Source organism: Blastococcus capsensis (genome assembly GCF_030165005.1).
In the GTDB taxonomy this organism is placed as follows: domain Bacteria; phylum Actinomycetota; class Actinomycetes; order Mycobacteriales; family Geodermatophilaceae; genus Blastococcus; species Blastococcus capsensis.
This window is the reverse complement of the sequence record NZ_JASNNW010000001.1, coordinates 118,728-137,580: the sequence shown is the minus strand read 5'-3', so window position 1 is coordinate 137,580 and position 18,853 is coordinate 118,728. Positions and strand designations below refer to the sequence as shown.

Here is an 18,853-nt window from a genome sequence, read left to right as displayed (position 1 = left end):
GGCCCGTCAGGCGGGGCCGCAGGTGAGCAAGCGTTCGACGGCGGCGCCGGAGCCAGCCGTCCCGACCGGTGGCTGGTCGAAGGGCACCCGCTCACACCGAAGTGCGTCCAGTACTTCGAGCGCCGTCCGTACCCGCCCGGCGAGCACGGGCGGAAGCGCCGCAAGGACAGCGACTACTCCACCCGGCTCAAGGAGAAGCAGCGGCTGCGCGCCCAGTACGACATCAGCGAGACGCAGCTGCGGGCGGCGTTCGACCGGTCCAGGCGCTCGGGGAGCAAGACCGGTGAGGCGCTGATCCAGGACCTCGAGTCGCGGCTGGACGCCACCGTCCTGCAGGCCGGCTTCGCCCGCACGATCTACCAGGCCCGCCAGTTCGTCACCCACCAGCACGTGCTGGTCAACGGCAAGCGGGTCGACCGCCCGTCCTACCGGCTCGAGCCCGGCGATTTCGTCGAGATCGCGGAGAAGTCCAAGCGCAAGGAGCCCTTCCTGGTCGCCGCCTCGGGTGCGCACGCCGATGCCCCGGCCTACCTCGAGGTGCGCCTGGCCGACCTGGTGGCCCGCTACGAGCGGACGCCGAGCCGCGACGAGGTCCCCGTCGTCTGCGAGGAGCAGCTGGTCGTGGAGCACTACTCGCGCTGACCGCGTGATCGGCGCGACCGCCGTCGCGGTAGCGGGCAGCAGCGATCCTGGCGGTGTGCGGCCTCGGCTGTCGCCAGGAACCGACTGCGGGGAAGGATGGGTCTGCGCCCACCATCACGCGCCGCGTTCGCTGACATCGGTGGCCGGCCGACCTGCCGGACGACGTCCGGTCACTCGCGGCCCACACTGATCGGCGTGGACGTCGTCCGGGTTAGCAAGCGCCTGTCCTACGTGCTGCGGCACCACCCGGAATCCGCCGGCCTCACCCTGGACGGCGCCGGGTGGGCCGACGTCGACCAGTTGCTCACGGCCCTGCGCCTGACCCGCGCTGAGCTCGAGCACGTGGTCGCCACGAACGACAAGCGCCGCTTCGAGCTCCGCGGCGACCGCATCCGCGCCAGCCAGGGCCACAGCATCGCCGTCGACCTGGCGTACGAGACGGCCACGCCGCCGGCCGAGCTCTTCCACGGCACCGTCGAGCGGTTCCTGCCGTCGATCCTCGCCGAGGGCCTGCGACCGGGGCGGCGGCACGCGGTCCACCTCAGTCCGGACGCCGAGACCGCGCGCGCCGCGGGCAGCCGGCGCGGGCGCCCCGTCGTGCTCCGCGTGGACGCGGCGCGGCTCGCTTCGGACGGTGGGCGGTTCGCCCGATCGGCCAACGGCGTCTGGCTCATCGAGGCGGTCGCGCCCGGGTACCTCTCGCGGATCCGAGTGAGTCCGATCCGGGTACGACGGGACACATCCGCGAGCGGGTGAGATGATCGGGCACAACACGTGTGGCCGTCGGTGGCCCGGCTGGGTGCACTGGGGGTGCGGTACTGAACGGACGGCTGACCGAGCTTCTTCCGAGCACCCCTCGGACGGCCCTGCAGCGGATGGTCCTCGACCACGACTGGTCCGCGACGCCCCTCGGATCCGAGCGCGAGTGGTCGTCCACCCTCCGGGGAGCGGTCAGCACCTGCTTGAACTCACGGTTCCCCACCCTGCTCATGTGGGGCCCGGAGCTGGTCATGGTCTACAACGACGGATACGCCCCCATGCTCGGGGCGCGGCACCCGGACGCGCTGGGCCGGTCGGCGCCCGTCGTGTGGGCAGACATCTGGGCGGACCTGGCCCCCATGGTCGCCGAGGTCATGGCGGGCCGGGCCACCTACTCCGAGGACCTGCTGCTGGTCATGACCCGGTACGGGTTCGAGGAGGAGACCTACTTCTCCTTCTCCTTCAGCCCGGTGGTCGAGCCCGGGGGACAAGTGGCGGGTCTCCTGGACACGGTCGTCGAGACGACGCACCGGGTCCTCGCCGCGCGGCGCATGGCGGTTCTGCAGAAGCTGGGCAGTCTGCCGCGGTCGGTGCACGGCAACGCGTCCGAGGCGGCGGCCGCCGCCCTGCGGGTGCTGGCCGATGCCCGTAGCGACTGCCCGCTCGGGCTGGTCTACCTCGCCGGCCCCGAACTGGGCACGCGACCGGTCGCCGCGCACGGGGTCGCGCTGGACGACCTCGCCGGCAGCCTCCTCCCCGAACTGGTCGAGAAGGCCGTGGCCACGGGGGAGGCCCAGACCGTGACCGGGCTGGACCTGCTCCTGCCCGGCTTCTCCAGCGTCGGGGCGAGCCCGGTCGGTGAGACCGACGTGCACACCGCGGTGGTGCTGCCGTTGACCCTCGCGGGCCAGAGCACGCCGAACGGGGCCCTCGTGCTCGGGACCAGCCCGCACCTGCGGCTGGACGAGGAGTACCGGGTGTTCCTGACGCTGGCGGCGGGACAGGTCGCCGCCGCCGTGGCGGACGCCCGTGCCGTCGAGCAGGAGCGGCGCCGTGCCGACGAGCGGGCCGAGCTCGACCGGGCGCGGTCCCAGTTCCTCACCGAGGTCGCCGTCACGTTCCAGCGCGCCGTCCTCGGCCCGACCCTGCTGCCGGACGGCTTCGCCGTGCACTACGAGCCCGCGACGGGGACCTTGGAGGTGGGCGGGGACTGGTACGACGTCGTCGACCTGCCCGACGGCAGCTACGGCGTCGTGGTCGGGGACGTGGTCGGGGCCGGGCTGTCCGCCGCCGCGGTGATGGGCCAGCTGCGCAGCGCCGGGCGGGCGCTCCTGCTGGAGAGCCGCTCACCGGCCCACGTGCTCGCCGCGCTGGACCGGTTCGCCGCGCTGGTCCCCGGGGCGGCGGTCAGCACCGTCTTCTGCGCCGTCATCGATCCCGCGTCCGGCAGCCTGCGCTACAGCAGCGCCGGCCACGTCCCCGGGATCGTCGTCGACGCCGAGGGCCGCTCGTCCCTCCTCGAGGCCGCCGCGTCGCTGCCGCTCGCCGTCGTCGCCGACCTGCGCCGGCCCGAGGCCGAGCTCGAGCTGCCACCCGGCTCGACGCTGCTGCTCTACACCGACGGCCTCGTCGAGCGGCGGGACCAGGGGCTGGACGAGGGGATGGCCCGGGCGGTGCGCGCGCTCACCTCGGGCCGTTCCCTCCCGCCGGCCGTGCTGGCCGACGTCCTGACCAGGGAGCTGCTCGGCGACGCGCCGGACGACGACGTCGCCTTCCTGCTGTACCGCCGCGGCGCCTGAGCGCGGCAGGCGGCCGGCGCCGGCTGCCCGCTCAGTCGGTCATCACGTCGCGGAAGGTCTCCTCGGTCTCGGCGAACAGCTCGGCCAGGCCCTCGCTGCCGATGAACTCCTCGGGCACGTACCGCTCGTCCAGCGTCTCCACGACGGACGACTCCTCCGCTGCGCTGCGCAGCGTGTCCTCGAGGGTCTGCGTCACCTCGTCGGGGACCCCGGCGGGCGCGATCACCCCGAAGGTGGTCGTGCTCTGGACCAGCTCGGGGAAGCCCAGCTCGACGAACGTGGGCGCGTCCACGTACGGCAGAGGCTCCTCGCTGCCGACGGCGAGGACGCGCAGGTCGCCGGACTCGACCGCCGGCAGCATGTCCTGCGAGAGGTTGACGAAGCCGGCGGTCACGTTCCCGCCGAGCAGCGCCGTCTGCACCTCCGCGTTGCCGTTGAAGGGCACGACGGTGAGCGGCACGTCGTAGAGCTGGGTGATCCGCCGGGTCTCCGCGGCGTGCGTGTTCGTGGCGCCGGGCGTGCCGACGGTCACGGACCCGGGATCGGCCTCGGCGGCCGCGAACAGCGACTCCAGGTCCTGGTACGGGGAGTCGGCCGGCACCAGGATGCCCGAAGGCACGCGGGTGACGACGCCGATGTAGGAGAAGTCCTCGGCGGTGTAGCCGACGTCGTTGCTCAGGTAGTTCAGCACCGCGGTCGGGAGCGCGGTCATCGACAGGGTGTGCCCGTCGGCCTCGGCGGCGATGAGCTGCTGGTAAGCGGTGGCGCCGGAGGCCCCGGGGAGGTTCTCGACGACGACGGACTGGTCGAGCTCGGCCTCCATGTGCTTCGCCAGGGCACGGGCCGCGATGTCGGTCGGCCCGCCGGCGGTGTAGGGCACCAGCAGGCGCACGTTCTCGGTCGGGAAGTCCGCCGCCGCCTCGCCACCAGATCCCGGGTCCTCCCCGCCGCAGGCGGTCAGCACTGAGGCGGCGAGCAGGGCGGCGATCAGACGGGTGGACTTCATCGGTCTCCTACGTGGTGACGGCGCCGGCCGTCCGTGTCGGGTGGTGAACCCATGGTGGGGCATCACGGCCGCCGCGGCACCCGCGCGCGACCCGGCGCGTCCGCTGCGCGGCAACGGTTAGGACGGCAGGCGGATGGCCAGCAGGGCGATGTCGTCGTCGCCGCGGCTGCCGAGGGCGCTGAGCAGTCCGTCGCGCATCCGGTCCAGGGGTTCGTGGCCCAGCGGCGTCGCCGCACCGGGATCGCCCGACCTGGAGGACGGTGGAGCTGCCCGGGGGAAGGTCGGAGGTCAGCCGGCCGCACCGGGCATCGAGTCCAGCGGCAGGCCGACGTAGAGGACGCCGATGAGCTCCGACCCGTCGTAGAGCCCGGTGTAGGCGGTGAAGTAGGGGCGATCGGCGACGGTGGCGGCGCCGGTGTAGGTCTCGCCGGCGAGGACCGCCGCCAGCACCGGGTTGGGAGTGCCGTCGGGGCCGGTCCGGGCGATGTAGGTGCCCACGTTCCGCCGTCCGGCCGGGTTGATCACCGTGGTCGCGGCTCGCACCATGCTGCCGGCGTCGTCCAGGCGCTGGAAGAGGGTGCAGCTGCCGCCGATCTGCCGCACCACCTCGTCGACGAGGACCGACGGCCGGCGCGGGTCGTCGCTGCGGTCCAGGGCCGTCTCACCGACCAGCAGGTCGGCGAGCTGGGCGCTGTGGGTCGCGCCGGTGGCCTGGTCGCGCACCGTGTGCGTCGCCCGGCGTTCGCCCAGCCGCGCGCCACCCAGGTCGGCGAGCACCTGCTCGGCCACGGCCAGCGCCCGGCGGACGTAGACGACGCGCTGGCTGTCGGCCAGCTGCCCCACGGCCTCGGTGATCCGGGCGGAGCCGTCTGCCGCACGGTCGACGTTCTCCACGACGCGATCGGTGGCCGCGCGCTGCTGCTCGACGGCGGCGGCGATGGTGTCCTGGGCCTCCGCGATGGACCCGAGCGTGCCGGTGATGCGCCGCACCGCCTCGACCGCCAGTTGGGTCTCCTGCTGCACGGCCGTGATCTGCGCGTCGATGTCCTGAGCGGCCTGCGCGGTGCGGCCGGCCAGCTCCTTCACCTCGTCCGCGACCACCGCGAACCCGCGGCCCACGTCGCCGGCGCGGGCCGCCTCGACGGAGGCGTTGAGGGCGAGGAAGCGGCTCTGCTGGCTGATCGCGCTGACCAGGCGCACGAACTCGGTGATCGACTCGCTCGCCGCCTGCAGCGCGGCGATCCGCTCGTCGACGGCGCGGGCCTCGCGCACCGCCTCTTCGGCGATCGTGGACGCCCGGCCGGTGCTGGCGGCGATGTCACCGATGGCGGAGCGCAGCTCGGCCAGGGAGGCGGCCGCCTCCGACGAGGTGTCGGACACCTCGCGCGAGGCCTGGGCGAGGACGCCGGCCTGCTGGGCGGCGGCTTCCATGCTGGTGTCCCGCTCGGTGGCCCGCCGCCGGGTCGGGCGCGCGGCCGGCGGCGCCGGGACGGCGGGCGGCGCAGGGGACGGGGTGGGCGGCACGAACTCCCGCGGTGTCGACCGGCGCACGACTCGCTCCCTCCCACAGCTGCTCGGCGAACCGCGGGCCTGGGCCCGCCCGGTGTCGGCGAGGGTTCCGGGGGACCGTAGATGGCCCGTGTGCAACGGCCCGATCAGGCGCGCCGATCGAGCGCCCGATCAGGCACTCATATGTGTCGGGAATGCCAATCGGTGACCGCATCGGAATTGTCTGCCCAGTGACTCCAGTTCCTTTTGGGACAGGAGTCGAGGCTGCCACGCGTTCTGCTCGCCGGTGTCGCTGCCACCACCTCCGCCTCCACCGCCGGCGGTCCGGACCTCGCCGGTCTTCAGGGCGCCGCCATGCGGCTCGACGTCTCCATCCGGGCCACCGACGGCTGGAGCGCCTATCTGAACAGCGGCCCGACGCTCACGGTCGCCCCCACGGTCGCTCTGGCCGGCACCGCCCGTGGAGTCGCGTTCGAGGCAGGCCCCCGGCCGGGCTCGAGTTCACCCTCGACGCGACCTCCCTGCGCCTGGTGGGAGAGGCCGGCACCGTCCTGGCGACGACGACCGAGACCCGTGACGGTCGGCGAGGTCGCCCTCCCGCTCGCTGCGATGTCCCGGGGCTGTCGTCACGCCCTGACGATCGCGGCGACCGGGCCGCCACCCGACGGCCCCTGGTGCACCGCCGCGACCGAGACGAACGCCGCTGGGTCGCCGGTCACCGAGGCCGTCACACCGCCGACGCAGGCCTTGATCTGCCGGTGCCAGGAGACGTCGGAGTCGTCGAGCATCGCGTTGCGCCGCCCGCGCACCTTGCCGTCGGGCGAGGCCTCGCACTTGAGGAACACGTTGACCAGGCGGTCGCCCAGGTCGGTGTGGTGCGGCCGCTCGGGCAGCTCCAGGCCGGCGTCGCGGATGGCCGCCCAGATGCCGTCCTGGTCGAGGGCGTCCGTCATCACCGAGTGGCCGACGCGGTATGCGCCGCCGTGCCCGCGGGCGTTGCCGACGACGACGATCTGCGCCCGATCCAGCTCGACGCCCGACGAGCAGGAGGCCACGGAGCTGTACAGCGAGAGGTCGTGCATGACCTGCTCCTGCGTCGGCATCTCGATCTCGCCGAGCGCCACCGCGATGCCGAGCGCCGTCGTGCCGTTCGAGAGGTCCATCGAGCCGTGCGGCTCCTGCATGTACGTCGTCTGCCCGCGCTCGCGGGCGTCGCGGATGGTGTCGATGGTCAGCAGCGGCGTCTTGGTCTGCACGTAGTGGACGTCGGCGGGGTCGGTGATGCCGGCGGCCTCCATCGCCCGCTGCACGCCCTCGGCGACCTTCTCCACCATGGTGAGCCGGCCGATGTCCTCGGGCAGCAGGACGTCGCTCATCGCGTAGCCGACGGTCAGCCGCGGCTCGTCGGTCTTCTCGACGGCGTCCTCGGGCAGCGTCGCGAAGATCGTGGCGTGCGGGCTGATGACGCCGTCCGTGCCTCCGGACCACACGATCGGGATCTGCTTGACGTCCTCGAGCGACCGGCTGCCCTTCTCGAGCAGCACCTCGCGGAAGGCTCGGTCGGCGATGATCCGCGTGTAGTCGTTGATCCCGCCGTTGCCCTCGGTCTTGCCGATGACGGCGACGACCCGGTCGGCCTCGATCACGCCGTCGTCGATGAGCTTGGCGAGCTCGGAGGCGTCGCTGACGTTGTGCAGCGGGACCTTGCGGACCTCGATCGGTGCGGGCATGCGGGTTCCCTTCAGGAGTTGGTCACGACGGTGCCGACGTCGTCACGGCTGACGGCGTCGGCGATGCGCTCGAGGGTGGTGACGACGGCTCTGCGTCGTCCGTCTGCCGAGTCGCCGCCCGCGACGAAACGGAGGGCGGCCTCGACCTTGGGGCCCATCGAGCCGCGCGCGAACTGGCCGGCCGCGGCCAGCTCCCGCAGCTCGGCGGCGGTCACCCGCCCCAGCGGGCGCTGCGACGGGGTGCCGAAGTCGACCATCACGTTCGGCACGTCGGTGGCGATGACCAAGGTGTCGGCGTCGACGTCGCGGGCGAGGATCGCGGCGGTCAGGTCCTTGTCGATGACGGCCTCGACGCCGCGGAGCGCGTGCCCGTCCACCCCGTCGTCGACGACCGGCACGCCGCCGCCACCGGCGCACACGACGACGAACCCGGCGGCGACCAGCGCGTGCACCGCCGCCGAATCGACGACGGCCCGCGGCTCGGGAGAGGCGACGACGCGGCGCCAGCCCTTCTCCCCGCGGTCCTCCCACCGCTGGCCGAGCGTGACGAACCGGTCCGCCTGTTCGCGAGGCAGGTGGCGACCGACCGGCTTGGACGGCTCTGCGAAGTGCGGGTCGTCGGCGTCCACGAGGGTGCGGGTGACGAGGGCGGCGGTGCGCTGAGGCAGGTCGCGGGCGCGCAGCGCGGCGTCCAGCTCGTCGGCGACGGTGAAACCGATCGTCGCCTGCGTCTGCGCGACGTTCCAGTCCAGCGGCACCGGCGGCACCTCGTGCGCGGCCAGCTCGTTCTTCACCAGCAGGTTGCCCACCTGCGGGCCGTTGCCGTGGGTCAGGACGACCTCGACCCCGGCCGCGACCACCTCGGCGATGTGGCCGGCCGCCTCCCGGATGGCGTTCCGCTGCGCCTCCGGCGTCGCCGAGCCGTCCGGTCCGGTCATGGCGTTGCCCCCGAGGGCGATCACGACACGGCGCGGCGACGTCACCCCGCCGACCCTAGCGTCGAATGCCTTAGCGGTGAAGTACTCGCCTCGGGCGGAATGCGTCAGCGGCGCCAGAAGTCGAAGCGGTCGCGCCCCGGGTGGAACCCGGCGGCCTCCGCGACGGCGACCGCGAGGTCGAACTTCTGCCCCACCGCGGTCGGCGCGTGCGCGTCGCTGCCGAAGCTCACCGCCTCGCCGCCCGCCTCGTGGAACCAGCGCACCTGGTCGGCCGAGGCGAGCGGGCTGCTGGTGTTGATCTCCAGCGCCCGGCCGCTGCCGGCGAGCGCCCGGAACACCGCCCGGTACTCCTCCTCGTAGTCCTTCTCCACGTACCGGTGCGAACCGCCGGGCCAGTACCGGCGCGGGAAGTCCACGTGGGCCAGCACCTGGAAGACGTCGCTGCTCTCGATCATCCCGACCATCTCGCCCAGGTAGCGGCGCATCGTCGCGTCGGCGTCGACGTGCAGCAGCCGCCCCACCCCGACCAGCCGGCCCTGGTCGGAGAGCGAGTGCAGCGAACCGAGGATCCGGTCGACCGGGGAGTCCTCGAGGTGACGGGCGATGCTCGCGGCGAACAGGTGCGGCTCGCCGGTCTCGATGCCCGACCAGATGCGCAGCTCCGGGAACCGGTCGCGGACCTCGGCCAGCTCGGCGACGTAGCCCTCGACGTCGATGGGCAGCTGGTGGGCCGGGTAGCGGTCGACCAGCCTTTCCTCGGTGGCCCGGTCCTCGTCGTGCCACACGGTGAAGTCCAGGTGCTCGGTGAACGCGATCGCCGGCAGCCCCTGGGCGATCGCCCGCTCGCAGGCACGCCGCATCGTCGAGGAGTCGGGGGTGTCCCACGACCAGTGGGTGTGCACGTGGTTGTCGGCCGGTCGCTGCCCCTGGGAGTCCATCGCCTGTGGATTCTCCATCACAGCTCTGCTGGGGAACCAGGGCGCTCCGCGCACGTCACTGTCCACCGGTCCCGCGCGGCCACCCGTTCTGTCCCCAGGGATGCCTACTGTCGTCGGCATGAGCACCGCCGCACCGCCGTCCGCGATCGCCGACGAGGCCCTGGAGATCCTGCGGGAGCTCACCGGCCGGCCCGACGCCGTCTTCCGCGAGGGTCAGGACGCCGCGGTCGCCGCACTGGTCGAGCGTTCGCAGCGCGCCCTGGTCGTCCAGCGCACCGGGTGGGGGAAGTCGGCGGTCTACTTCGTGTCCACGGCGCTGCTGCGCCGCCGCGGGGCCGGGCCCACCCTGCTGGTGAGCCCGCTGCTCGCCCTGATGCGCGACCAGGTGGCCGCCGCGGCCCGGGCCGGTATCCGCGCGGTGGAGATCTCCAGCGCCAACATGACCGAGTGGGACGACATCGCCGCGCGTCTGGCGGCCGACGACGTCGACGTCCTGCTGGTCTCCCCGGAGCGGCTGACCAACCCGCGGTTCCGCGAGGAGCAGCTGCCCGGGCTCGTCGCTCGCTGCGGTCTGGTCGTCGTCGACGAGGCGCACTGCGTCTCCGACTGGGGGCACGACTTCCGCCCCGACTACCGCCGCATCCGTGACCTGCTGGGCACGCTGCCCGCCGGCACCCCCGTGCTGGCGACGACGGCGACGGCGAACGAGCGCGTGGTGGCCGACGTCGCCGAGCAGCTGGGCGCCGGCGGCGTCGAGGTGACGACGGTGCGCGGCCCGCTGTCCCGTGACTCGCTGCGGCTGGGGGTGCTCCGGCTGCCCACCGACCGGGCGCGGCTGGCCTGGCTCGCCTCGCACCTGGCCGACCTGCCGGGCAGCGGCATCGTCTACACGCTCACCGTGGCCGCCGCCGAGGAGACGGCGAACCTGCTGCGGGACGCCGGTCACGAGGTGCGCGCCTACACCGGCCGGCTGGACGACGCCGACCGCAAGGACGCCGAGGAGGCGCTGCGGCAAAACCGCGTGAAGGCGCTGGTCGCCACGTCGGCGCTCGGCATGGGCTTCGACAAGCCCGACCTCGGGTTCGTCGTCCACCTCGGTGCGCCGTCCTCGCCGGTCAGCTACTACCAGCAGGTCGGCCGTGCCGGGCGCGCCGTCGAGCACGCCGACGTCCTGCTGCTGCCCGGGCCCGAGGACATCGCGATCTGGCAGTGGTTCGCCACCTCCTCCATGCCGCGGGAGGACCACGCGGCCGCTGTGCTGACCGCCATGGCCGACGGGAAGGCGTGGTCGGTGGCCCGCCTGGAGACCGTGGCCGACGTGCGCCGCTCCCGGCTGGAGTTGCTGCTCAAGGTGCTCGCCGTCGACGGCGCGGTGGAGCGCGTGCAGGGCGGCTGGCGGTCGACCGGCCGGCCGTGGGTCTACGACGCCGACCGCTACGCCCGGGTCACCCGCACGCGCGAGGCCGAGCAGCGCTCGATGCTGGCCTACGCCAAGCCGGTCGACGAGGCCGAGTGCCGGATGGCCTTCCTGCAGTTCGCCCTCGACGACCCGACCGCGGCGCCGTGCGGGCGCTGCGACGTCTGCGCCGGCCCCTGGTACGCCACCGACGTCCCGGAGGCCGCGGCCCAGGCTGCGTCGGCCGCCCTCGACCGGCCCGGCGTCGAGCTGACGCCGCGCGCGATGTGGCCCACCGGCAGCGATCGGCTGGGAGTCGACGTGAAGGGCAAGATCCCGCCGTCGGAGCAGCTCGAGGCCGGCCGTGCCGTCGCCCGGCTCACCGACCTGGGTTGGGGTCAGCGGCTGCGCTCGCTGCTCGGTGACGACGGCGTCGGTGGCGTGGTCGAGCTCGACCTCGAGGCGCCGAGCATCGAGGAGGACCCGGACGCGGCCTTCGACGTGCCCGTGCGCCGCGCGGTCTCCGACGTCCCCCCGGACGAGGACCTGCTGCGGGCCTGCGGGCGCGTGCTCGCCGCCTGGGACTGGAAGGAGCGTCCGGCCGCCGTGGTCGCCATGCCGTCGCGCCGCCGGCCGCAACTGGTGAGCGGGGTGGCGCAGGGTCTGGCGCGCATGGGGCGGCTGCCGTACCTCGGCGAGCTCTCCCTGGCGCACGGCGGCCCTACCGGGCAGCCCGGGGGCAACAGTGCTTTCCGGCTGGCCGCGGTCTGGGACCGGATCGTCGTCGGCCCCGAGCTTCGCGAGCGCCTGTCGTCAGTGCCCGGGCCGGTCCTCCTGGTCGACGACCTCGCCGATTCCCGCTGGACCGTGACCGTCGCCGGCCGCGAGCTGCGGCGGGCCGGCGCCGCCGGCGTGCTGCCCTTCGCTCTCGCCCTCACGGCCTAGCTAGGAGAAGACCTCCGGCGGCTACGACTCCCACACCCCGGCGCGGGTCCATGCGGAGGGCCGCGCCCGGGACGAGCTCCGTCGTCCACAGCTTTTCGCACAACTGTGCGAAAAGGGAAGGTAGCGTGCCGGCATGACACTGGCGCACCAGCCCTCGATGTGGGACCTCGCGGACCAGGCGACGCTCGAACCGCTGACCGGGCTGGTCCGCCACCACCTGGGCCGCGGCGCCTGGGTCGACCTCCTCCCCGGGTGGGTGGCCGGCTCCGACGAGGTCCTCGATGTCCTGCTCGGCGACATCGGCTGGCGCGAGGACCGCCGGCAGATGTACGAGCGCGAGGTCGCCGTGCCCCGACTGCTGCGCTGGTACTCCGGCCGGGAGGAGCTGCCGCACCCCCTGCTCACCGACGCGCGCACCGAGCTGAACCGCCACTACGGCCCCGAGCTCGGCGAGCCGTTCGTCACCGCCGGCATGTGCCTCTACCGCGACGGCCGGGACAGCGTCGCCTGGCACGGTGACCGCATCGGCCGCGGCCGCTCCGCCGACACGATGGTCGCCATCGTCTCGTTCGGTTCACCGCGGCCGCTCGTGCTGCGCCCCGTAGGCGGCGGGGAGTCGCTGCGCTTCCCCCTCGGCCACGGTGACCTCGTCGTCATGGGCGGTTCCTGCCAGCGCACCTGGGAGCACTGCATCCTCAAGACGACCAAGCCCGTGGGGCCGCGCGTGAGCGTCCAGTTCCGCCCGCAGGGCGTCGCCTGACCGGTCGGACGAGGCGGCGAGCAGGTCCCCTCTGCCCGCTACGGCCGGCCTGCTCCCGGCAGGCTGCGGGTCTCCGCTGGGACCCCCCTGCACGACCTCCTCGAGGACGTGTATGGTTCCTTCTGCACCGAGCGAGAACGGACCGGGCCGCGAGGCCAGGGAAACCGCCGGGGGAGCCCTGAGGTTCACCCGCTGCGGAGCACGGTGTAAAGTCGACATTCCGCCTCGAGCGATGGCCAAGAAATTGGCCGGGTTTCGTGCGCGTCCGCTCCTTGAGAACTCAACAGCGTGCCGAAAGTCAGTGCCAAGTAATACCCCGTGTCATGGCTCTTGTGGTTGTGGCAGGGATTCCTTTGGTTGATTGATATCGCGAGTGTCAGCTCGCGGTTCTCAGCTGTGATCAAATCATCTACGGAGAGTTTGATCCTGGCTCAGGACGAACGCTGGCGGCGTGCTTAACACATGCAAGTCGAACGGTGAACTCCGCTTGCGGGGGGATCAGTGGCGAACGGGTGAGTAACACGTGGGCAACCTGCCCTCAGCTCTGGGATAACTCCAAGAAATTGGGGCTAATACCGGATGTGACCGCTGACCGCATGGTCTGGTGGTGGAAAGATTTATCGGCTGGGGATGGGCCCGCGGCCTATCAGCTTGTTGGTGGGGTAGTGGCCTACCAAGGCGACGACGGGTAGCCGGCCTGAGAGGGTGACCGGCCACACTGGGACTGAGACACGGCCCAGACTCCTACGGGAGGCAGCAGTGGGGAATATTGCGCAATGGGCGGAAGCCTGACGCAGCGACGCCGCGTGGGGGATGACGGCCTTCGGGTTGTAAACCTCTTTCAGCAGGGACGAAGCGAGAGTGACGGTACCTGCAGAAGAAGCACCGGCCAACTACGTGCCAGCAGCCGCGGTAATACGTAGGGTGCAAGCGTTGTCCGGAATTATTGGGCGTAAAGAGCTCGTAGGCGGTTCGTCGCGTCGGCTGTGAAATCCCGAGGCTCAACCTCGGGTCTGCAGTCGATACGGGCGGACTTGAGTTCGGCAGGGGAGACTGGAATTCCTGGTGTAGCGGTGAAATGCGCAGATATCAGGAGGAACACCGGTGGCGAAGGCGGGTCTCTGGGCCGAAACTGACGCTGAGGAGCGAAAGCGTGGGGAGCGAACAGGATTAGATACCCTGGTAGTCCACGCCGTAAACGTTGGGCGCTAGGTGTGGGGCTCATTCCACGAGTTCCGTGCCGCAGCTAACGCATTAAGCGCCCCGCCTGGGGAGTACGGCCGCAAGGCTAAAACTCAAAGGAATTGACGGGGGCCCGCACAAGCGGCGGAGCATGTTGCTTAATTCGATGCAACGCGAAGAACCTTACCTAGGCTTGACATGCACGGAAATCCTCCAGAGATGGTGGGTCCGTAAGGGCCGTGCGCAGGTGGTGCATGGTTGTCGTCAGCTCGTGTCGTGAGATGTTGGGTTAAGTCCCGCAACGAGCGCAACCCTCGTTCTATGTTGCCAGCACGTGATGGTGGGGACTCATAGGAGACTGCCGGGGTCAACTCGGAGGAAGGTGGGGATGACGTCAAATCATCATGCCCCTTATGTCTAGGGCTGCAAACATGCTACAATGGCCGGTACAAAGGGCTGCGATACCGCGAGGTGGAGCGAATCCCAAAAAGCCGGTCTCAGTTCGGATTGGGGTCTGCAACTCGACCCCATGAAGTTGGAGTCGCTAGTAATCGCAGATCAGCAACGCTGCGGTGAATACGTTCCCGGGCCTTGTACACACCGCCCGTCACGTCACGAAAGTCGGTAACGCCCGAAGCCGGTGGCCCAACCCTTGTGGAGGGAGCCGTCGAAGGCGGGATCGGCGATTGGGACGAAGTCGTAACAAGGTAGCCGTACCGGAAGGTGCGGCTGGATCACCTCCTTTCTAAGGAGCACTGGCCATCACAGCTCCGTTGGGGTTGTTGGTGGTCCAGAGCCGCGCCCAGGGCATGACGGTCCATCATCTCCGATGGGTCGCACAGTTCCTGGGGTGGTGCTCGAGGGTGGAACGCTGACCAGTTCGGCCGGCCTCTCTGGTCGCTGCTAGTACGGCTCGCGCATGCGGGTGTGGAACGTGGTGGGTGGGGGTGGTTGGTCGTAGGCGCGCTGTTGGGTCCTGAGGGAGCGGGCCGCCCTGTTGGTGGGGGTGGGTTGTTGTCTCTGGTGTCAGGGCCGGTCTGCATCTCATACCGCTGTGCCTCCTGGGGGAGTGTGCGGGTCTGGTGGGGTCGGGTGACCGGTGGCTGGTCGTACGTTGAGAACTGCACAGTGGACGCGAGCATCTTCTGACTCTGATTAGCAGAGTTCACAGTTTGTAGGCCCGCTCATCGTTGTCCTTCCGGGCTTCTGATGGGTGGGATTTTTGTGTGGTCAAGTTGTTAAGGGCACACGGTGGATGCCTGGGCACCAGGAGCCGATGAAGGACGTAGGAGGCTGCGATAAGCCTCGGGGAGCTGTCAACCGAGCGTTGATCCGAGGATTTCCGAATGGGGGAACCCCGCACCAGTCATGTGGTGTGACCCGCGCCTGAACACATAGGGCGTGTGGAGGGAACGTGGGGAAGTGAAACATCTCAGTACCCACAGGAAGAGAAAACAACAGTGATTCCGTGAGTAGTGGCGAGCGAAAGCGGAAGAGGCTAAACCGATCGCATGTGATAGCCGGCGGGCGTTGTGTGGTCGGGGTCGTGGGACAGTTCAGTCGCCTCTGCCGGGGTGACGGGGAGTTATAAAAGACTTGTGTTAGTGGAAGGCCTCTGGAAGGGGTCGCCGTAGAGGGTGAGAGCCCCGTACACGAAAACTGAGTCTCTCCCGAGCTTGTTTCCCAAGTAGCACCGAGCCCGTGAAATTCGGTGTGAATCTGGCGGGACCACCCGCTAAGCCTGAATACTCCCTGGTGACCGATAGCGGACAAGTACCGTGAGGGAAAGGTGAAAAGTACCCCGGGAGGGGAGTGAAATAGTACCTGAAACCGTGTGCCTACAAGCCGTGAGAGCCTTAGTGCCTTCGGGTGCGGGGTGATTGCGTGCCTTTTGAAGAATGAGCCTGCGAGTTAGCGGTACGTGGCGAGGTTAACCCGTGTGGGGTAGCCGTAGCGAAAGCGAGTCCGAACAGGGCGTTTCCAGTCGCGTGCTCTAGACCCGAAGCCGAGTGATCTACCCATGGCCAGGTTGAAGCGCGGGTAAGACCGCGTGGAGGACCGAACCCACCAGGGTTGAAAACCTGGGGGATGAGCTGTGGGTAGGGGTGAAAGGCCAATCAAACTCGGTGATAGCTGGTTCTCCCCGAAATGCATTTAGGTGCAGCGTCACGTGTTTCTTGCCGGAGGTAGAGCACTGGATGGCCGATGGGCCCCACAAGGTTACTGACGTCAACCAAACTCCGAATGCCGGTAAGTGAGAGCGTGGCAGTGAGACTGCGGGCGATAAGGTTCGTAGTCGAGAGGGAAACAGCCCAGATCATCGGCTAAGGCCCCTAAGCGTGTGCTAAGTGGAAAAGGATGTGGGATCGCAGAGACAACCAGGAGGTTGGCTTAGAAGCAGCCACCCTTGAAAGAGTGCGTAATAGCTCACTGGTCAAGTGGTTCCGCGCCGACAATGTAGCGGGGCTCAAGCACACCGCCGAAGCCGTGGCATTCACACAACAACCCGCCGTCACCTTTCGGGGTGCCGGCCAGGTGTGTGGATGGGTAGGGGAGCGTCGTGTGGCGGTGGAAGCGGCGGAGTGATCCAGCCGTGGACGCCACACGAGTGAGAATGCAGGCATGAGTAGCGAGAGGGGAGTGAGAACCTCCCCCGCCGGAAGACCAAGGGTTCCTGGGCCAGGCTAATCCGCCCAGGGTGAGTCGGGACCTAAGGCGAGGCCGACAGGCGTAGTCGATGGACAACGGGTTGATATTCCCGTACCCGCGAAGGAACGCCCATGCTGAACCCGGCGATACTAACCGTCTGAAGCTTGTGAGGTCACTTGTGACTGATCGGGCCGAACACGGGACCTGGACTGGTAGTAGGCAAGCGATGGGGTGACGCAGGAAGGTAGTCCTACCGGTGAGTGGTAGTACCGGGGCAAGGGTGTGGCCCGTGGAGCAGGTAAATCCGTTCCACATGCAGGGTGAGGCCCGATGCATAGCCGAATGAGGCGAATTGGATGATCCTATGCTGCCGAGAAAAGCCTCTAGCGAGTTCCGAGCGGCCCGTACCCCAAACCAACTCAGGTGGTCAGGTAGAGAATACCGAGGCGATCGAGCGAACTGTGGTTAAGGAACTCGGCAAAATGCCCCCGTAACTTCGGGAGAAGGGGGGCCATCTACTGTCAACCGCCTTGCGCGGGGCAGCGGTGGGTGGCCGCAGAGACCAGTGAGAAGCGACTGTTTACTAAAAACACAGGTCCGTGCGAAGTCGTAAGACGATGTATACGGACTGACGCCTGCCCGGTGCTGGAACGTTAAGGGGACGGGTTAGCTCTTCGGGGCGAAGCTCAGAACTCAAGCGCCAGTAAACGGCGGTGGTAACTATAACCATCCTAAGGTAGCGAAATTCCTTGTCGGGTAAGTTCCGACCTGCACGAATGGCGTAACGACTTCTCAGCTGTCTCAACCACAGGCTCGGCGAAATTGCACTACGAGTAAAGATGCTCGTTACGCGCGGCAGGACGGAAAGACCCCGGGACCTTTACTATAGCTTGATATTGGTGTTCGGTTCGGCTTGTGTAGGATAGGTGGGAGACTGCGAAGCGGGCACGCCAGTGTTCGTGGAGTCGCCGTTGAAATACCACTCTGGTCGAATTGGATGTCTAACCTCGGTCCGTGATCCGGATCAGGGACAGTGTCAGGTGGGTAGTTTAACTGGGGCGGTTGCCTCCCAAAATGTAACGGAGGCGCCCAAAGGTTCCCTCAGCCTGGTTGGCAATCAGGTGTCGAGTGCAAGTGCACAAGGGAGCTTGACTGCGAGACCGACGGGTCGAGCAGGAGCGAAAGCTGGGACTAGTGACCCGGCACCGGCATGTGGAAGCGGTGTCGCTCAACGGATAAAAGGTACCCCGGGGATAACAGGCTGATCTTCCCCAAGAGTCCATATCGACGGGATGGTTTGGCACCTCGATGTCGGCTCGTCGCATCCTGGGGCTGGAGTAGGTCCCAAGGGTTGGGCTGTTCGCCCATTAAAGCGGTACGCGAGCTGGGTTTAGAACGTCGTGAGACAGTTCGGTCCCTATCCGCCGTGCGCGTAAGAGACTTGAGAAGAGCTGTCCCTAGTACGAGAGGACCGGGACGGACGAACCTCTGGTGTGCCAGTTGTACCGCCAGGTGCACTGCTGGTTGGCTACGTTCGGCAGGGATAACCGCTGAAAGCATCTAAGCGGGAAGCTCGCTTCAAGATGAGGTCTCTCACCGGGTCAACCGGGTAAGGCCCCCGCCCAGACCAGCGGGTTGATAGGCCGGAAGTGGAAGCACCGCAAGGTGTGGAGCTGACCGGTACTAACAGGCCGAGGGCTTGACCACACACACCTTCCACGGTGCCTGTGAAAACAAGTCAGAAAACAAGATGTCACGCGTCCACTGTGCGGTTCTGAACGCACGAACCAGCCGGTTCGAGCTCACATCCCCGGTGCCGACCGGAGGTGCGAGTTGGCTCGTGGTTCCGGTTCCCCACCGGAGGTGCGAGTACATGTTCACAGAGTTACGGCGGCCATGGCGAGAGGGAAACGCCCGGCAACATTCCGAACCCGGAAGCTAAGCCTCTCAGCGCCGATGGTACTGCCCTGGAGACGGGGTGGGAGAGTAGGACGCCGCCGGACATACTTCACCGGACGGGGGTCAGAGCACACGCTCTGACCCCCGTTCGTTTTCCCATTTTGCCGCCGGCCTGTGGGGCTGCGTGCGGCGTCGAGCGAAGAGGTACCGAGCACTCATGACAGGTCCGCGACGCGGTTCCGGCGACGCCGGTTCGAGCCGGGGTTCGGGCGATGGAGGCCGGGCATCCCGAGGGGCGCATCCACAGGGCAACCGTGGCTCCACGCCGGCCGGGGGCCGCCGCGGCGGGTCGAGTACCGACCGTCCTGGCGGTGAGTGGCAGAGTCGTCGTCCGCAGGGCGACCGCCCCACCTGGCAGGACCGCCGTCCGCAGGGGGACCGCCCCACCTGGCAGGACCGCCGTCCGTCTGGTGATCGCCCGCAGCGCTCCGATCGGCCGCAGACCGACCGTCCGCGTGGCGACTGGCAGGATCGTCGTCCGTCCGGTGACCGCTCTCAGGGCAGTTGGCAGGACCGTCGGCCGTCTGGTGATCGCCGCCAGCGGTCGGACCGTCCGTCTGGTGATCGCCCGCAGCGCTCCGATCGTCCGCAGGGGGACCGCCCCACCTGGCAGGACCGCAGGCCGTCTGGTGACCGCCCGC

The 18,853-nt window shown here is 69.3% G+C and carries 10 protein-coding genes and 3 rRNA genes; 8 read left to right on the top strand and 5 right to left on the bottom strand.

What is annotated here, in order from left to right; translation table 11 throughout:
- The first annotated feature begins 72 nt into the window (after window positions 1-72).
- The 3 genes from rpsD to QOZ86_RS00635 all read left to right on the top strand — a co-directional run bounded on the left by rpsD (window position 73) and on the right by QOZ86_RS00635 (window position 3,200).
- Window positions 73-642: a 30S ribosomal protein S4 gene (gene rpsD / locus QOZ86_RS00645; protein ID WP_284490335.1), complete on the top strand. Its 570-nt coding sequence runs from the start codon at window positions 73-75 to the stop codon at window positions 640-642.
- 195 nt (window positions 643-837) lie between these two features.
- Complete coding sequence (locus QOZ86_RS00640; protein ID WP_284490009.1) at window positions 838-1,398, top strand: RNA 2'-phosphotransferase; 561 nt, start codon at window positions 838-840, stop codon at window positions 1,396-1,398.
- 206 nt (window positions 1,399-1,604) lie between these two features.
- The gene (locus QOZ86_RS00635; RefSeq protein ID WP_284490008.1) at window positions 1,605-3,200 is read left to right on the top strand and encodes a SpoIIE family protein phosphatase; all 1,596 of its coding nucleotides are present in this window, start codon (window positions 1,605-1,607) and stop codon (window positions 3,198-3,200) included.
- Window positions 3,201-3,231: 31 nt separating this feature from the next.
- On the opposite strand, the gene QOZ86_RS00630 is transcribed toward QOZ86_RS00635, so the two are convergent.
- The 5 genes from QOZ86_RS00630 to QOZ86_RS00610 all read right to left on the bottom strand — a co-directional run bounded on the left by QOZ86_RS00630 (window position 3,232) and on the right by QOZ86_RS00610 (window position 9,339).
- Window positions 3,232-4,206 carry a tripartite tricarboxylate transporter substrate binding protein gene (locus tag QOZ86_RS00630; RefSeq protein ID WP_284490007.1) on the bottom strand — a complete coding sequence of 325 codons (975 nt, stop codon included), beginning with the start codon at window positions 4,204-4,206 and terminating at the stop codon, window positions 3,232-3,234.
- 288 nt (window positions 4,207-4,494) lie between these two features.
- Window positions 4,495-5,757: a Cache 3/Cache 2 fusion domain-containing protein gene (locus tag QOZ86_RS00625; protein ID WP_284490006.1), complete on the bottom strand. Its 1,263-nt coding sequence runs from the start codon at window positions 5,755-5,757 to the stop codon at window positions 4,495-4,497.
- A 584-nt stretch (window positions 5,758-6,341) separates the two neighbouring features.
- Window positions 6,342-7,445, bottom strand: coding sequence for a barbiturase (gene bar / locus QOZ86_RS00620; protein WP_284490005.1), 1,104 nt, complete (start codon window positions 7,443-7,445; stop codon window positions 6,342-6,344).
- Window positions 7,446-7,456: 11 nt separating this feature from the next.
- Complete coding sequence (locus QOZ86_RS00615; protein ID WP_284490004.1) at window positions 7,457-8,428, bottom strand: carbamate kinase; 972 nt, start codon at window positions 8,426-8,428, stop codon at window positions 7,457-7,459.
- A 59-nt stretch (window positions 8,429-8,487) separates the two neighbouring features.
- The gene (locus QOZ86_RS00610) at window positions 8,488-9,339 is read right to left on the bottom strand and encodes a PHP domain-containing protein (protein ID WP_284490003.1); all 852 of its coding nucleotides are present in this window, start codon (window positions 9,337-9,339) and stop codon (window positions 8,488-8,490) included.
- Between the two features lie 100 nt (window positions 9,340-9,439).
- Here QOZ86_RS00610 and QOZ86_RS00605 point away from each other — a divergent pair, with 100 nt between their 5' ends.
- The 5 genes from QOZ86_RS00605 (at window position 9,440) to rrf (ending at window position 18,256) form a co-directional block, all read left to right on the top strand.
- Entirely contained in the window at window positions 9,440-11,662 is a 2,223-nt protein-coding gene (locus QOZ86_RS00605; protein ID WP_284490002.1) for a RecQ family ATP-dependent DNA helicase, read from the top strand.
- A gap of 133 nt (window positions 11,663-11,795) precedes the next feature.
- Window positions 11,796-12,422, top strand: a complete 627-nt coding sequence (locus QOZ86_RS00600) for an alpha-ketoglutarate-dependent dioxygenase AlkB (protein ID WP_284490001.1) — start codon at window positions 11,796-11,798, stop codon at window positions 12,420-12,422.
- Between the two features lie 408 nt (window positions 12,423-12,830).
- Window positions 12,831-14,349: ribosomal RNA gene (locus QOZ86_RS00595) — 16S ribosomal RNA — on the top strand.
- 483 nt (window positions 14,350-14,832) lie between these two features.
- A 23S ribosomal RNA gene (locus QOZ86_RS00590) occupies window positions 14,833-17,960 on the top strand.
- A gap of 179 nt (window positions 17,961-18,139) precedes the next feature.
- A 5S ribosomal RNA gene (gene rrf, locus QOZ86_RS00585) occupies window positions 18,140-18,256 on the top strand.
- Together the 16S, 23S and 5S rRNA genes form the textbook arrangement of a ribosomal RNA operon.
- Window positions 18,257-18,853: the final 597 nt, after the last annotated feature.

Coding starts and splice junctions, on each gene's coding strand:
- QOZ86_RS00610 (WP_284490003.1), bottom strand. CDS start 9,339: ATGGAGAATCCACAGGCGATGGACTCCCAGGGGCAGCGACCGGCCGAC.
- bar (WP_284490005.1), bottom strand. CDS start 7,445: ATGCCCGCACCGATCGAGGTCCGCAAGGTCCCGCTGCACAACGTCAGC.
- QOZ86_RS00605 (WP_284490002.1), top strand. CDS start 9,440: ATGAGCACCGCCGCACCGCCGTCCGCGATCGCCGACGAGGCCCTGGAG.
- QOZ86_RS00630 (WP_284490007.1), bottom strand. CDS start 4,206: ATGAAGTCCACCCGTCTGATCGCCGCCCTGCTCGCCGCCTCAGTGCTG.
- QOZ86_RS00600 (WP_284490001.1), top strand. CDS start 11,796: ATGACACTGGCGCACCAGCCCTCGATGTGGGACCTCGCGGACCAGGCG.